Consider the following 15,556-nt stretch of genomic DNA (forward strand, 5'->3'; position numbering starts at 1 on the left):
TCCTCCTATGTGTTTTTATCGTACAAATTCTATTATGCACAGGATTATAAAAAAACGCTAAAATTTTGACTGAAAATTCTAATGGATATCTTTTTTCTTAAATCTGCCCCCGCGTACCTCAGCGATATCTGCCACTGCTAAAAAGGCCGAAGGATCAACTGCTTCAACGATCAGTTTTAATTTTGCCTCTTCAAGTCTTGTAATGACACAAAAGATGACCTTTTTATCATCGCCAGTGTATGCACCTTCTCCGGTAAGATAAGTTACACCACGACCAAGACGGGCAAGGATAGCGTCGCCAATTTCGGTATATTGATCACTAATAATCCACGCAGATTTCGATTGATCGAGTCCTTCAATGACGATGTCGATTGTTTTAAAGGTAATCGCATAAGCTAGGACTGAATACATTGCCCGATCCCATCCAAACACAAAACCGCCCCAAGCAAAAATAAAAATATTAACGAACATAATGAATTCGCCAACAGAGAATGGCATTTTTTTGTTAAGAAGGATAGCAAGAATCTCAGTTCCATCTAAGCTTCCGCCATAGCGGATGACTAAACCGACTCCCGCTCCTAAAATGATTCCACCAAATACAGTGGCGAGTAGCATATCTTCTGTGAAAGCTGGGACGTGATGTAGGTATGCAGTGGTAATGGACATGACGGTAATTCCTAGAATCGTGGATAGGGCAAAAGTTTTCCCTATTTGTTTGTAGCCTATGTAGAAAAACGGAACGTTTAAGAAGAATAAGAATAGCCCAAGCTTAACGCCTGTTAAATGAGAGAGGATAATGGATATCCCTACGATGCCACCATCCATAATGGTATTGGGCACCAAGAAAATTTCAATCCCAACGGCCATTAAGACGGCACCAAGGATGATAAAAAATGTTCTTTTGGCAACCTGTGCTTTTGTTAGTCGTCGATGAGCAAATTGATTATCGAGATGTTGTTGCATTGTTACATCATTCAAGATGACATTCCCCCTATATGTGTTAATATTTTCTATTATACCATTAGTACATAAGTGTTTTCTCGATCGCACGCTTCCGTTTCGGAAAAAAGCTGTCCCAAGTAAAAAAAGCATTAATCAGCTCAAAATCTGATTAATGCTTTTTATTATTCGTATTTAACGACCGACCATTTGCTTAACAAGTTCGCGATTTTTCTTCTTGAATAAGTCATTGTGAGAAGAAACCATCGCGCTTTTTGTAGCATCTGGTTGAATAAATTGCTTAGCTTTGTTCACGGCGTTGACCGCATCCTGAAATGCCCCTGCGATTAAATGAACTTTCCCTTCATAAGAAGCAATGTCACCGGCAGCGTAAAGTCCTGGAATCGATGAATCACCAGTTGGTGTTCCAGCAATGTAATAATCATCGACCATATCAATATTTAAATCGCTGTTTTTTAATAAGGAAGCGTCGTGCTCATAGCCATGGTTGATAATGACATCATCAACGGATATGTAAGAGACTTCTCCGGTTTCGTGGTTCGTAAGTTCAACCTGCTCTATTTCTTCGTGATTTTCACCGGCAATAAGCTGAGTAATGCCTGAATTAAAGTGACAAGTCACGGAACTATTTAATAATTGTGTTACTTGTGCTTCATGGGCAGATAAATTATCTTTGCGATAAGTTAAATAGATCTTTTTTGCGATTGGCTCTAATTCATTAGCCCAATCGATTGCTGTATTTCCGCCACCTGAGATCATAATCGTTTTATCTTTGAATTGCTGCAACGCTTTGACCGTGTAATGTAGGTTAGAGACTTCAAAACGCTCTGCTCCAGAAATATTTATCTTTTGCGGGTTTAGAATGCCGCTACCTACTGCCATAATGATTGTTTTAGAGTAATGTGTTTGACCGGAAGAACCTTGGATAACAAAGATTCCTTCTTCATTACGTGTAACGGACTCTACTTTTTCATTGAGAACAACAGTTGGATTAAACGTAAGACCTTGCTTGACAAGATTCTCAATTAACTGAGCACAAGGAGCAGGTGTCATTCCGCCAACATCCCAAATCATTTTTTCAGGATAAACATGAAGCTTCCCACCAAGCTGTGGCTGAAATTCAATGATCTTTGTTTTCATTTCACGAAGACCGCTATAAAATGCGGAATAAAGACCAGCTGGTCCGCCTCCAACAATGGTTACATCAAACAATTCTTGTTTATCCATGCCGTTCACCTCAGATATTGATTATCATTCTCATTTAACTATAAACGGAAATGGTATTCACTGCAATATAAAAATGAAGGCATTTTTTGAACATAAATTGAACAATACTAAAAAAATATGAGTATTAGTGAGAATTTTATAACGGTATATATTGACAAGAAAGCGGATTCGAATTATATTTACCACATGACATTGAAAATCATTATCAATTACGATTTTATAAAACGGAGGTTGGACGATGGTTCGCCTATATACAAATGATGTGAGTATCGGATACGGTGAGCGTTTTATTGTGAAGGAACTAAGTGTTTCTATTCCAGATCATAAAATCACGACTATTATTGGACCAAACGGCTGTGGAAAATCCACCCTTTTGAAAGCCATTACTCGAATCATTCCTCATCAATCTGGAGCCGTCTTATTAGATGGAGAAAATATAGCAAAAGAAAATACAAAAGAACTGGCAAAGAAAATGGCGATCTTGCCGCAAACACCGGAAAGTGCAGCCGGTTTAACAGTGGGAGAACTCGTATCCTACGGACGTTTCCCATATCAAAAAGGATTTGGTCGGTTATCAAAGAAGGACTATGAGGCGATTGACTGGGCCCTTGAGGTGACTGGAACAATCGATTTCAAATATCGTCCTGTTGATGCTTTATCAGGTGGGCAAAGACAGCGTGTCTGGATTGCAATGGCCCTTGCTCAGGAAACCGATATTATTTTTCTAGATGAACCAACCACTTATCTTGATATGGCTCATCAATTAGAAGTATTAGAATTGCTACAAAAGCTTAACAGGGAACAGGGACGTACAATCGTCATGGTTCTTCATGATCTAAATCAAGCAGCTCGATTTGCTGATTATCTGATTGCCTTGAAGGACGGGGAAGTTGTAAAAGCAGGAAACTGCGAAGAAGTGATTAACCATGAAGTATTGAAAAAAGTTTTTCATATAGATGCTGAAATTGGAAGAGATCCACGCACAAACAAACCAATGTGTGTCACTTACAACTTATTAAGAGGAGAAGAAAAAGATGAAGAAGCTGTTAATACCCTTTATGCTGCTAGTGGCACTCGTAATTAGTGCGTGTGGCGAATCAAATGGGGCGAAAGAGCCTGCTAAAGAGGAAGACAAGGCTCCTACTACGATTACATATGAATCGGAAAATGGCCCAATTGAAGTTCCGGCTAATCCAAAAAGAGTGGTTGCTTTAGCAAATGCTGGATTTGTAATGGCGCTTGATGTAAATATTGTTGGTGTTGATTCATGGTCAAAAGCAAATAAGCGTTATGAGCCTTATATAAAGGATGCAGTAGAAGTATCAGATGAAAGCTTAGAAAAAATCATTGAGCTTGAACCTGATTTAATTCTTGCCTTGCCTACAAGCAAAAACTTAGATAAGTTGGCTGAAATTGCTCCAACGGTTACGTATACGTATGGAAAAGTAGATTACTTAACACAACACATTGAAATTGGGAAACTATTAAATAAAGAAGACGAAGCTCGTGCCTGGGTAGATGATTTTAAAGCGCGTGCCGGAAAAGCAGGAGAAGAAGTAAGAGCGAAAATTGGTGAAGACGCTACGGTGTCAGTTATGGAAAACTATGCAAAAGAGCTTTATGTGTTTGGCGACAACTGGGGCCGTGGAACTGAAATTCTATATCAAGAAATGAAGCTGAAGATGCCTGAAAAGGTTAAGGAAATGGCACTGAAAGAAGGCTACTACGCACTATCGGCGGAGGTAATCCCAGAATATGCGGGTGACTATATGATTTTAAGCTCGGATGGTGCCGATAATTCCTTCAAGGAAACCGAAAGCTATAAAAACATTCCGGCAGTGAAAAATAACCGTGTGTTTGAAGCTGATGCATCAGAGTTCTATTTTAACGACCCGATTACATTAGACTTTCAGCTAGATTTCTTTATTGATAGTTTTAAGAATAGTAAGTAAGAAAAAAATTTGAGGGATTCTTAGAAATGAGAATTCCTTTTCCCATGTTTAAGGAGAAAAATAACCATGACGAAAGAAAAACAATCTTCCATGCAATTTACCTATAAGATGTTAATAGGGCTCCTCATTTTCATTGGGATTTTCCTTGTGTCTGTTGTGTTTGGAGCAGCCGACACGACGGTGAAGGATGTCTGGCTCGCCCTGACAACCAATCAATCAGGAGAGAAGCTTTCTATTTTACGTGAAATACGTTTTCCACGTGAAGTAGCTGCGATTTTTGTAGGAGCCTCTTTGGCAGTTGCCGGTGCGATTATGCAAGGGCTAACGCGAAATCCATTAGCTGACCCAGGATTACTAGGATTATCAGCTGGGGCCAATGTGGCTTTAGCGATTACGATGGCATTCATTCCTAAAGCGAACTATTTTTGGATTATGATTGCCTGTTTTATTGGATCTGGCGCTGGTACACTCATGGTTCTTGGCCTTGGTTCGATGAAAAAAGGGGGCTTCTCACCATTTCGGATTGTATTAGCTGGAGCCGCAGTTTCTGCTTTTTTAACAGCGATTGCTGAAGGTATTGGCCTTTATTTTAAAATTTCGAAGGATGTTTCGATGTGGACTGCAGGTGGGCTAGTTGGGACAACATGGGGACAACTTCAAGTCATTATTCCATTCATTATTGTTGGGGTATTAATTTCCATAACTTTATCGAAACAACTAACGATTTTGAGTCTAAGTGAAGAGGTAGCTGTTGGGTTAGGACAAAAGACGACACAAATTAAAGCGATTCTGTTTATCGTCATAGTCATTTTAGCTGGAGCCGCTGTTGCCCTTGTTGGAAACATGGCCTTCATCGGTTTAATGGTTCCGCACATTGTTCGAGCTGTGGTAGGAACGGATTATCGTTTCATTATCCCGATGTCTGTCATTATGGGTGGAAGCTTTATGCTCTTAGCGGATACACTTGGTCGGACCATCAGCGCACCATATGAAACGCCTGTGGCAGCGATTGTGTCTATTCTTGGCTTGCCATTCTTCCTTTTCATTGTGCGAAAAGGAGGTCGAGCATTCTCATGATTCATCCAAGTCTAGTAAAAAAACAACGGATTATCGTGTTGGTGTTAGCGCTGTTAACTGTGGCAACAATCGTTATTGGCATTGGATTAGGAGATGCTGCTCTTTCCTATGATCGACTAATTCCAACAGTCCTTGGCCTAGGATCTTTTAAAGAAGAATTTGTCTTGTTTTCGATTCGCTTACCGAGAGTTGTTGTGACTTTATTAGGGGGAATGGCTCTTGCATTATCGGGCGCCATTTTACAAGGAATTACTCGTAACGATTTAGCAGACCCTGGCATCATCGGAATCAACTCAGGGGCTGGAGTCGGTGTCGCGATATTTTACTTGTTTTTCCCGATTGATGCGAACACGTTTGTCTATGTTCTGCCACTAATCGCATTTGTCAGTGCTTTATTAACAATGGCTGCGATTTATGCCTTTTCTTATAGTCGTAAAAATGGTCTTCAGCCTGTCCGATTGGTGTTGATCGGGGTAGGATTTTCAATGGCTCTTGCAGGTGTTATGATTATCATCTTTTCATCGGTTGATCCATTTAAAGTTGATTTTATTGCGAAATGGCTGAACGGCAATATATGGGGAACCGATTGGCCATTTATCTGGGCGATTCTCCCTTGGCTCGTGATTTTGATTCCTTTTACCCTTTATAAGGCAAATCGCTTGAATCTTTTAGGAATGAGCGAACCAGTTGCAATTGGAGTTGGTGTCCGAATTGAGCGTGAGCGGATCTCATTACTAATTGCGGCTGTTGCATTAGCGGCTGCTGCTGTATCTGTAACGGGTGCGATTGCGTTTATTGGTTTAATGGCTCCGCATATTGCAAAATCATTGGTCGGTCCGAGAAATCAGCTTTTTGTTCCTGTTGCGGTTTTATTAGGGGGCTTGTTGCTTTTAGTGGCTGATACGATTGGCCGCAATGTTCTTGAACCAGATGGGATTCCAGCGGGGATCATGGTAGCGTTAATTGGAGCACCTTATTTTATGTATTTACTGTTAAAAAAGGTATAAGTAAGAGCGACCTATTCGGGTCGCTCATTTTAATTTTTTGATTTCATCGATTAAGTAGTTAACAAATTGGTCATCTTTCACAAGCCAGGCTGCTTCAGTTCGTTTTAAAAATTTCTCAGCTTCGGCAAAGCTAGTAAAGGTCTTGTCGAGCTTGCGTTTGTTTTTATCAATGGTCCATTCAGATTGGTTACTTGGTCGAATGAGAAAACGGTCGTCTGAGTGGTTTCGATACAATGTCCCGAAAGATGAGTCTTTGACATTGTAGCGATTATTTTTAGCATCCTCATGAAGTGTTTCCAAAGGAAAGGTATCTGTCACAAAGAGCTTGTAAGCTTTCTCTGTCATTGAGCAACCAGAGGCTTTTGCGTGTCCCCCTCCGCCAAATTGACCTGCCACTTCAGACACATCTACGTGATCATGAATCGTCCGAAAGCCGATTCTTTTTCCACCCATATTGAGGATAGCAATATAGTCAAGATGCGGATATTCCTTCCCTAATTCGTTACCAAGCTCAGAATGATACGATTCGGCGTAAACGACTCCAGCAAAATGACCTTTAATTTGAGCTTGAACGAGCTCTCTTCTTTTCCTGCGTATGTATCGTTCAATTTTTTCCTCTTCCATATCGAGAATTCTTTTTTCGAATTCATCAAAATAGAAATGGTCATCAGTTTTGAGACGCTCTAGCATTTTTTCCTCAAACTCTTCAATCGATATTAAGTAAAAGAGGGCATTCAGCCTTTGAGCGTGCTGGTTATTGTTTTTCTCCCACTCCCACGTATCATATTGGCGAACGAGTTCCACAAATTCATCTACGGCTACGGACTGATGAAGCAGTCCTTGCGCGATTAAATATTCGTAGAGTAGGGATGTAGCCGAAGTGAGTTTTCCATCGGGAGCCTCGACAACGACATGCCCCCAGTCATAATTGTTATAAGCAAGCGAAGTCTTATGGTGATCAATCAACTGAACCTTACCGCCAGCTCGATGGAATTCTTCAATTCTTTTTTCATTTTCCTCGTTTACAGATAGGTCTGTAATGAATAGGAAAGTTTCTTGCTCTTCTTGTTCTAAAAAGTTTTCCACTTCCCGATTTAGTCCTGCGATGGAATTGTAGCGTACGTTTACTTCTTTACCGAAGGCAAGCTTCGCTAGAATCCCGCATCCGACCCCATCCAAATCATTATGGGACAACAGTTTATACATCGATTTCACCTCGAGTTTTAGTATGGATGTTAATGAGGAAAATTATAGCATACGGGTTAGGTTTTCACTTAATCGGCCTGCTTCAATGTTCACATAGAGTTCACTCTTTTTTAGAGAGCGGGAGATTATAATAAAGATAGTTATTTTTGGAGTGAGGACTGCTGGTGACGAGATAGTACAGAGGTTAGGATGTAATGGCTCTATTAGCTTTATTGGGTTCGCTCCGCACATGCGCGCTCGGTTTTAACTATTGTCACAGTATGTAGTTGTCTTATTTTGAGGAGGGAAAGATACATGGAAGGCTATTTTTCTTTAGCGGTTGTTATTGTAGGATTTATCGCTGCAGCGATTATTACTAGAAAGGATACAAGCGCAAACAAGGGTTTATCCAAAAAAGGTATCTTAAGGTTGTCGGTTGTGCTGGCAATCGTATTTATTGCAGTCGTCACAGAAGTGTTCTTGAGACCAGAGAGTTGGATGTAGGATTTAAATGAGTTGAGCGTCGTGAATCCGAAGGTGGATTTAGGGCGTTTTTTGTTTTTATATTACCATATTCGGGAAAAACCAGGCGTGACGGTAACTATGAAGTGTTTATAGTGACGATAAAGGAGAGCTCTCCAAAAAAAAGGTAACCATGAAGAGCCCATGGTGACGAAAAAGGAGAGTCTCCATTGAAAAACGTAATCATAAAGAGCTCATGGCGACGAAAAAGGAGAGTCTCCCCTGAAAAAGGTAACCATGAAGAGCTCATGGTGACGAAAAAGGAGAGTCTCCCCTGAAAAAGGTAACCATGAAAGGCTCATGGTGACGATAAAAGAAAACTCATCCAGAAAAAGGCAACCATGAAGAGTTCATGACGACGATAATAAGGAGAACCTCCCAAAAAAGGTAATCATGAGTATCTATTCTTTTAAACTATAATAAGAATACTTCCCGTATCCCATTAGATTAAAGTTATTCCCTAAAACTCTTCTAATTGTTCTTCGCGACTCCACCACACGACACCAGTCCTGCACGGCATTCGTTGTGATTTTCCTGTTTGGGAACAAGACCCGAAATTCCTCTACACTACGTAAAATGGCAGACTCAAGGTCCTCGTGTACACCACAGGATTCACAAATGAGAAATTTTCTTCCCTCTACATCCGTCCTCAAAGACCGACACCCACTGCACAATATCCCTTTTTCCAATTGCTCATATTCATAGGTGGGGAGGCGTTTGAAGGGAGAATCAACGATATGGTCAGAGAGGATTTTTTTAGCGAGATTAATAGGGGTATTGGTCAAGGGGGCTCGTGGGAATTCGAGATTTCGTAAAAAGCGATTTAGCTGAGTAGGGAGAATAATCGGCTCATTAAGTGGCGCCTGTAAAAGAGTAAATTCTAGATTAACAAAAACGAGGTAACATTCGAGTTTTAAAGGGGAACGAAAAATTGAAGATACCGGCGGAAGAGGGATTCGGTACGTTTTAACTGACTCAACGGATTTTTGATTTCGGTGCCAGAAGTGGAGAACCAGTTGTCAGCGTCCACATAATAATCGCCCTCGTAATTTTTCACTTCAAACATATGGATCGTAGTCTTTGAAATAATCAAGGTGTCAATCTGGAACAAATTGCCCTGATAGTCCAGTAAGATATCCTTCAAAATAAGGTATTCACCTTCTAGCTTTTCTAGTAAACTATCGAACTTTAACTCACCCTCCAACCCTTTTTCTAAAAATGAATAATGCTGTTTCTCCTTTCCTTCTAATTCCATGCGGGCATTCATATAGCGGTAAACCTTTAACTCGGGGCATTCCAAACGAGGTTTCATAGGCAATCTCCTTTCTATATCTCTCTATCTTAGGAAACCACCCTTGCTTTAACAAGAAACAATTTTTTGACATTTTCTCAATAAATGTTACTATTTTCCAAAAGAGGAGGGTGCAATATGTCATTAGAAAGTGTGAAGGCTCATTTCAAAAAATGGAATCGTGAGAATGATGTACAGGTGTTTGAACAATCCAGTGCAACCGTGGATATGGCGGCCGAAACGATAGGTGTCATTCCTGCTCGCATTGCAAAGACATTATCTTTTAGAGGAGAAGAAGACAAAGCGATTCTCGTTGTGGCAGCAGGTGATGCAAAAATCGATAATAAGAAATTTCGCGATACCTTCGGATACAAAGCACGGATGCTGACAGCAGAGGAAGTAGTTGAACAGACGGGACATGTGGTTGGTGGAGTTTGTCCCTTTGGACTCGCGAAAGACTTGGATGTATTTCTCGATGTGTCGATGAAACGATTTGAAACGCTGTTCCCAGCCTGTGGCAGTACCAATTCAGCCATCGAGCTAACATGTGAAGAATTAGAAGAATACTCCTATGCAAAGGATTGGATTGATGTTTGTAAAGGATGGAATGAAGAGCAGCAAGAAGCAACTGCCTAAGCATATAAAAACAGCAGGGGACAACCCCTGCCGTTTCACTACAATTTTCTTTTCTCTGCAAGAAGCATCTGAAATTCCTTCTCTAGCTGTGGAGTCGGATCGATACTTAGTCTACTCAGTACCTCTGTAATCTTCGTCTCCAGTAAAAGCCTTCGATCCTCTTCAGAATCTCGCTCGTTCTGAGGCTCAAAATTTCGAAATTCCTCATAAGTTCCTTCAAACACTCTTAACGATTTGTTCTCAATCACTAAAATCCGCTTAGCGATTTTACTAACAAAGCGTCGGTCATGGGAAACAAAAATAATGGTTCCTGTGTATTCCTGTAAAAGTGACTCCAATGCCTCAACGGCTTCGATATCTAGAAAATTCGTCGGTTCATCGAGAATCAAGGTGTTAATATCACTCACAAATAGTTTCGCTAGAGCGACCTTCACCCGCTCACCACCGCTTAGCACAGAAACCTTTTTATACACATCCTCGCGGAAAAAATGCAATCGCGCCAAAACAATGCGAATGAAAGTCTCAGTCTGTTTGGAGGTAGATTGGACATTTTCCAAAATCGATTTCTCTGTATCCAACAAGTCGATCGTCTGACTGAAATAGCCAAACTTCATCGATGGTGAGACCACAACTCCTTCATCCTTATTGACAATTTTCTTTAAAAGCGTTGTTTTCCCGCTCCCATTTGCACCAATAATCGCGAGTTTATCTCCACCGCGGACCTCAAAACTAGCTGCTTTCCAAAGTGTCCGTCCATCGAATCCGCCTGCAACCTTTTCTGCACGAAGAATGATTCGACCTCTAAAGGACTCTTCATTGGGCAAATCCATTTGAATGGCAGGAGTCTCTTTAATTTTTTCCACCTTTTCAAGTTTTTCAAGTCTCGTTTCTATTGCTTTTGCGACGGTTTGTAGTTTCTTCTGTTTCTTTGCAAAATAGGGCTTTGCCCCCGTAATACTTGCTTCAGAAGTACTTACATTCTTAGGCTTTTTCGTTGCCCGGGCTGCCTTCTTTTCTTTTAAAATAATTGCCTCTTCCAATTGCCGTTTCTTTTTCTCGTATTTTTCATAGGCTACCTCATGCGTTTTAAGCTCCAACTCTTTTTGGGCCATATAATCGGAATAATTCCCTTTGTATTCGCGGATGTGACCATCTGCCAGCTCCCAAATCGTTGTGCAAAGTGCATCCAAAAAGGCACGGTCATGGGAAACGATAAGAAGTGCACCTTGCCAATGGGCGAGCTTTTTTTCGAGCCATTCAATATGCTCTGTATCTAAATGGGTGGTCGGTTCATCTGCTAATAAAATCTCTGGATTTCTGTTCAAAGCACCGGTGATGTATTCCTGTGTAACCTCGCCACCGCTTTTCGTCGTGTCCGTTCGTTTTAGCTGTGGTAAAAGCTCGCAAGTACCATACGTGTGAACTCGTCCGCTGTCACTCGCTCGTTTCTCAGCTAAAATCTCGAACAGAGTGGTCTTTCCAGTCCCATTTTTCCCAACGAGGCCGATTCGTTCTCCTTTATGAACTTGTAATTTATCTACATCCAACAATAATCTATCTTTTATATAAAGCTTAAGTTCATGTGCTTCTAATAACAACATGACATCATCTCCTCTGTTTTTGGAGACAAAAAAACGCCTCCATTTCTACATTCAGAATAGGAGGCGCTGATCATACAGCAAATAAGCTGGCGGGTGGTAAGAGCCAACAACAAAGTCCAATCCTATTCTGAAAACCAAATTGCAACACAAAATAAGCAGAACGCTGCTGCTGTAAAAAATGTGTTTTCAATTTGTTGTTTTCGAAAAAAATAGGATTAAAACTTCATTGTAATAGACTCACCCTTTCCGATATTTGTAATCTAACGATAAAAGATCTGAGCGCATCTGTCAACTCTTCTTTAACACAGATAAAATCGCAACCGTGCTTAAAATACAGAGCGTACCAATCCATTCCGTCAATCCAAACGTGACACCGAGCCAAAGGATGGAACAAATAACAGCGGACAATGGCTCGACACAGGCGAGTAAACTTGTTTCGGAGGCGCCAATATATTTTAAGCTTTCCAAGTAGCAATAGAATGGAACGACTGTACCAAGAATAATGACAAAAATAAGAGCTAGATAGGCATATAGAGACCATTCTCCTTCAAATCTCCACGGCGGATGAACGAAGGTGAAACCAATGCCACCTATGAACATACCCCATCCAACAACAATCAGTGAGCCCCATCTGGCTAGGAGTTTTCCAGGCTGTAGCGTATAAAAGGCCAGTGCAAAGGCAGAGCTGAGTCCCCAAAAAAGAGCCCAGCCTGAAATGGAAAGACTGCTAATATTCCCTTTCGTCACAAGCAAAAATGTTCCTAACACGGCCAAAATAACTGCTGCAAATTCTTTCATCGTTGGAAGTCGTTTTGCTCGAAAAGCTAGAAAGCAAGTCACAAGTATCGGGGCAATATATTGCAAGACAGTAGCTGTAGCCGCGTTTCCATAAGAAATGGCCGCAAAATAGGTGTATTGAACAGCTAGCATTCCAAAAATGCCAAAAAGGATCAGACTTAAGGAATCCTTTTTATTCTTCCAAACGGACCATACCCTTTGTTTTTCTTTCCGATAAGCCAAGCCTAATAAAAGCAATCCGGAAACGAGTAAGCGAACAACGACTAACCATTCAGGACTAAATCCTTGCTGGTGAAACAAATATTGAGCAACCGTCCCGGAAACTCCCCATAGTAGCGCGGCTAGAATAACGTAAATAAATCCCTTTGTTCTTGAGTAAGTCACTGCTACATTTCCTGAATTCATGTTTTTACCTCACAAGTTGAAATCTCTAAACCTAGAATAATAGATTTTCCAAAGGAAAGAAATGGATAGTTTTAATACAGAGAAAAATTTTAGAAAATTTACAAAACAACACTTGAAGAAATTACCAATATGATATATAGTACATTACAACAGTAATGCACTAACTAAGAAGGAGAGGAGGCGGCGAAAATATTAAACCATGATGGTACAAAGCCAATATATGTACAAATTGCCGAATGGATTGAAACAGAAATATTGAACGGGAATTTTGAGAGTCATCAAAAAGTTTATTCTCAATATCAATTGGCTGAAATGTTCACGATTAATCCAGCCACAGCAGCAAAAGGGCTCAATATATTAGCAGATGAAAGCATTCTCTATAAAAGGCGAGGATTAGGGATGTTTGTAGCGGAGGATGCCAAGGAACATATTTTGAACAAACGAAAGAGCGGTAACTTAAGGCAGCTTGTTCAAGAGCTTGTGTTAGAGTCTGAGCGATTACAAATAACGGAACAAGAGTTAATGGACATGATTAAGGCCGCACTTCATGAGGAGGGGAGAAAATGAGTGTGATTGAATGTAAAGACTTAACGAAGTCGTATTTGCGGAAAAAGGTGTTAAATCAAATTTCTTTTACGATCGAAGAAAATAAAATTACTGGAGTAATTGGAAGAAATGGTGTTGGAAAAACAACACTTCTTAAAATAATGGCTGGATTTATTAGAGAAACATCTGGAGAGATCAAGGTTCTCGCACAGCGACCATTCAATAATTTATACACCTCAGTTAATACCATCTTTGTGGATGACCAAATGAGTTTTCCACCAGCCCTTCAATTACAAGAGCTTTTAGAAGCGGCTCAAACCTTTTATCCAAATTGGGATATGGAGTTTGCTCAGCGCTTGTTTAAGTACTTCAACTTTGATCCGAAACACTACCATAACACCCTGTCTAAAGGGAGAACGAGTACATTTAATGCGATTGTGGGAATAGCATCTAGATGTCCAATCACCATTTTTGATGAACCGACCACGGGGATGGACGAGGCTGTAAGAAAAGATTTTTACCGTGCGCTTTTGAAAGATTATATCGCTCACCCTAGAACAATCTTGATTTCTAGTCATCACTTAGAGGAGATGGAGGATCTACTTGAAGATGTTCTTCTTTTAAAAAATGGGGAAGTACACCTTCATATCCCGATCTCAGATCTGAAAGAATGGGCCATCGGACTACAAGGGCCTGCATCAGTTGTATTGCCATGGACTGAAGGAAAGGAAGTCGTTTACCAAAATCAGATTGGACTAGACACAACATATGTGGTTATTAAAAATGATTTGTCCGAAGCAGAGCTAGCACAAATAAGTTTAAATGGTGTGAAAGTCATCCCTGTTCGTGCCAGTGAACTATGTGTCTACCTAACGAATGAAACGAAAGGAGGAATAGACGATGTCTTTATCAACCGCTAACTTAAAGGAAACGGTAAAGAAGCAATATTTCTTTAAGCTTAAAGCAAATATTGACGCCATTAGTTCTCTTATTGGGATACAACTTATCGCAGTCCTTTTTTCTTTAGGCGGAATTGGCGGCTCTTTGTCATCATCGGAAGGTCTTCGAATAGACATCAATTATTATTCAGCAGATGTAGTACTTGTCTTTACGATGATCTGGGCGCTCGTTACCGCCATCACGATTACGACAAAGCCGTACCGGAATCATGATTTCACTTTTGTCACGAATCGACTTAGTAGCAGTCTATCGAACATACTATTTTTGCTGACTGGAAGCTTGCTGGGGGCGGTTACAGCGAATCTCTCAAGATACTTGTTACAGGTAATTGGTTACTTTGTTTTTGACCAACAAGTTTATGCGGGACCATTTGATTTTCCAATCTTCATTCTTGGGATTATTATGAGCGCACTCTATATCTTCTGCATTAGCTCTATTGGATACTTGATTGGAGCCCTTGTACAAGTGAATAAACTATTTGCCATCCTGGTTCCTGTCTTGATTATTGGTTCAATATTCTTGGATGCTTCCATTCAAAAGGAACTATCACTTATGCAAGTGTTTCAGTTTTATGTGATGGAGTCGAACTTCGTCTTCTTTTTGATAAAAATACTGGTCACAACAGCTCTGGTTTTTCTTGCTTCCATTAACATTCTCAATAGAATGGAGGTAAGACGATGACATTGTTTGTTTCCATTATTCCAATAGTCATTATTTTGGCGGTTATTCTCTTATTTTTTAGATTGAAAATGAATGCGAAAATCACACACTGGTTACTAATCATTTATTTAGGAGTTCTCCTCCTCTCATTATGTATTAGCTTTTTTATGAAGGTTGATGAGCCATCCGTTCTGGTCGAGGAAAAGCAGACAACGGATTTATATGAGGCGCTTTATAGTGGTGAGATTAGTAAAAATGATACGCCTTACTTGTTGGACAAAAATAGTTTTGAATACTCGGGAGAGAGCTTATCTATTACTACAGCAAATGTAGAAGAGGGTACTAGCGTTTTTATTGAAAGAAAATCAGTAAATGACAATTTAGTTGAAGTGAGAGTTTATGGAAATATCGTGGATACAAATGGGTTGGATCTTTCTGAAAAAATCCTCCCACCGAGAGTGAAATTAAGCGAAAAAACTTTGGCGATTACCTATCCTGGGGCTCAGGAGATAAAAGTGGCGCTCATGAAAAATGTGTTTGCGAGTAATCAAATTACCGGGGATAAAATATCTAATGGAGTCACGACAGGGGGACCTATTGTGTATCTCCGAATCCCGCCAAGTTTAGAATTAAAAGCAGATTCTGCGCTTTCGTTGACAGAAGTAGGGAAATGAAGAAGTACGAATGAAAACATCCCAGTTCATTAAACGGAGACTTTTTAGGACAAAA

Annotated in this window: 17 protein-coding genes; 10 read left to right on the forward strand and 7 right to left on the reverse strand. The window is 40.3% G+C overall.

Annotated features, from left to right (window positions below):
* Positions 1-78: 78 nt before the first annotated feature.
* Together FAR12_RS16930 and FAR12_RS16935 are read right to left on the reverse strand one after the other, a co-directional pair.
* Positions 79-963: a YitT family protein gene (locus FAR12_RS16930; RefSeq protein ID WP_126410069.1), complete on the reverse strand. Its 885-nt coding sequence runs from the start codon at positions 961-963 to the stop codon at positions 79-81.
* Between the two features lie 171 nt (positions 964-1,134).
* The gene (locus tag FAR12_RS16935; RefSeq protein ID WP_126409991.1) at positions 1,135-2,187 is read right to left on the reverse strand and encodes an NAD(P)/FAD-dependent oxidoreductase; all 1,053 of its coding nucleotides are present in this window, start codon (positions 2,185-2,187) and stop codon (positions 1,135-1,137) included.
* Positions 2,188-2,425: 238 nt separating this feature from the next.
* On the opposite strand from FAR12_RS16935, the gene FAR12_RS16940 reads away from it, so the two are divergent.
* From FAR12_RS16940 to FAR12_RS16955, 4 genes are all read left to right on the forward strand, one after another.
* A complete protein-coding gene (locus tag FAR12_RS16940; RefSeq protein WP_126409992.1) occupies positions 2,426-3,271 on the forward strand; it encodes an ABC transporter ATP-binding protein in 846 nt (281 codons plus the stop codon).
* Positions 3,222-4,139: an iron-hydroxamate ABC transporter substrate-binding protein gene (locus tag FAR12_RS16945; RefSeq protein WP_126409993.1), complete on the forward strand. Its 918-nt coding sequence runs from the start codon at positions 3,222-3,224 to the stop codon at positions 4,137-4,139. The genes FAR12_RS16940 and FAR12_RS16945 overlap by 50 nt, the downstream gene beginning before the upstream one ends.
* Before the next feature lie 66 nt (positions 4,140-4,205).
* Positions 4,206-5,216: a FecCD family ABC transporter permease gene (locus tag FAR12_RS16950; protein WP_126409994.1), complete on the forward strand. Its 1,011-nt coding sequence runs from the start codon at positions 4,206-4,208 to the stop codon at positions 5,214-5,216.
* Entirely contained in the window at positions 5,213-6,223 is a 1,011-nt protein-coding gene (locus FAR12_RS16955; protein WP_126409995.1) for a FecCD family ABC transporter permease, read from the forward strand. The genes FAR12_RS16950 and FAR12_RS16955 overlap by 4 nt, the downstream gene beginning before the upstream one ends.
* 24 nt (positions 6,224-6,247) lie before the next feature.
* Here FAR12_RS16955 and FAR12_RS16960 read toward each other — a convergent pair whose 3' ends face one another.
* Entirely contained in the window at positions 6,248-7,429 is a 1,182-nt protein-coding gene (locus FAR12_RS16960; RefSeq protein WP_126409996.1) for a DHH family phosphoesterase, read from the reverse strand.
* Between the two features lie 294 nt (positions 7,430-7,723).
* Between FAR12_RS16960 and FAR12_RS16965 the strand changes: the two genes are divergently transcribed.
* On the forward strand, positions 7,724-7,912 hold the full coding sequence (locus FAR12_RS16965) for a hypothetical protein (RefSeq protein WP_126409997.1): 189 nt from the start codon (positions 7,724-7,726) through the stop codon (positions 7,910-7,912).
* A gap of 419 nt (positions 7,913-8,331) precedes the next feature.
* Here FAR12_RS16965 and FAR12_RS16970 read toward each other — a convergent pair whose 3' ends face one another.
* Together FAR12_RS16970 and FAR12_RS16975 are read right to left on the reverse strand one after the other, a co-directional pair.
* Positions 8,332-8,583: a hypothetical protein gene (locus FAR12_RS16970; protein ID WP_126409998.1), complete on the reverse strand. Its 252-nt coding sequence runs from the start codon at positions 8,581-8,583 to the stop codon at positions 8,332-8,334.
* A 260-nt stretch (positions 8,584-8,843) separates the two neighbouring features.
* A complete protein-coding gene (locus FAR12_RS16975) occupies positions 8,844-9,242 on the reverse strand; it encodes a nuclease-related domain-containing protein (protein ID WP_126409999.1) in 399 nt (132 codons plus the stop codon).
* 117 nt (positions 9,243-9,359) lie between these two features.
* Here FAR12_RS16975 and FAR12_RS16980 point away from each other — a divergent pair, with 117 nt between their 5' ends.
* On the forward strand, positions 9,360-9,857 hold the full coding sequence (locus tag FAR12_RS16980; protein WP_126410000.1) for a YbaK/EbsC family protein: 498 nt from the start codon (positions 9,360-9,362) through the stop codon (positions 9,855-9,857).
* A 38-nt stretch (positions 9,858-9,895) separates the two neighbouring features.
* On the opposite strand, the gene FAR12_RS16985 is transcribed toward FAR12_RS16980, so the two are convergent.
* Positions 9,896-11,458 carry a Vga family ABC-F type ribosomal protection protein gene (locus FAR12_RS16985; protein ID WP_126410001.1) on the reverse strand — a complete coding sequence of 521 codons (1,563 nt, stop codon included), beginning with the start codon at positions 11,456-11,458 and terminating at the stop codon, positions 9,896-9,898.
* Positions 11,459-11,746: 288 nt separating this feature from the next.
* Positions 11,747-12,661, reverse strand: a complete 915-nt coding sequence (locus FAR12_RS16990; protein ID WP_126410002.1) for a DMT family transporter — start codon at positions 12,659-12,661, stop codon at positions 11,747-11,749.
* A gap of 189 nt (positions 12,662-12,850) precedes the next feature.
* On the opposite strand from FAR12_RS16990, the gene FAR12_RS16995 reads away from it, so the two are divergent.
* Genes FAR12_RS16995 through FAR12_RS17010 form a run of 4 tightly spaced genes read left to right on the forward strand, consistent with a single transcriptional unit; the run spans position 12,851 to position 15,501 of the window.
* Positions 12,851-13,228 carry a GntR family transcriptional regulator gene (locus FAR12_RS16995; RefSeq protein ID WP_126410003.1) on the forward strand — a complete coding sequence of 126 codons (378 nt, stop codon included), beginning with the start codon at positions 12,851-12,853 and terminating at the stop codon, positions 13,226-13,228.
* The gene (locus tag FAR12_RS17000; RefSeq protein WP_126410004.1) at positions 13,225-14,127 is read left to right on the forward strand and encodes an ATP-binding cassette domain-containing protein; all 903 of its coding nucleotides are present in this window, start codon (positions 13,225-13,227) and stop codon (positions 14,125-14,127) included. Before FAR12_RS16995 ends, FAR12_RS17000 begins: the two co-directional genes overlap by 4 nt.
* The gene (locus FAR12_RS17005) at positions 14,108-14,848 is read left to right on the forward strand and encodes a hypothetical protein (RefSeq protein ID WP_126410005.1); all 741 of its coding nucleotides are present in this window, start codon (positions 14,108-14,110) and stop codon (positions 14,846-14,848) included. Before FAR12_RS17000 ends, FAR12_RS17005 begins: the two co-directional genes overlap by 20 nt.
* On the forward strand, positions 14,845-15,501 hold the full coding sequence (locus tag FAR12_RS17010) for a hypothetical protein (protein ID WP_126410006.1): 657 nt from the start codon (positions 14,845-14,847) through the stop codon (positions 15,499-15,501). Before FAR12_RS17005 ends, FAR12_RS17010 begins: the two co-directional genes overlap by 4 nt.
* The last annotated feature ends 55 nt before the right edge of the window (positions 15,502-15,556 follow it).

Origin of the sequence: Bacillus yapensis (genome assembly GCF_005280205.1) — a bacterium.
GTDB classification, from domain to species: Bacteria; Bacillota; Bacilli; order Bacillales; family Cytobacillaceae; genus Robertmurraya; species Robertmurraya yapensis.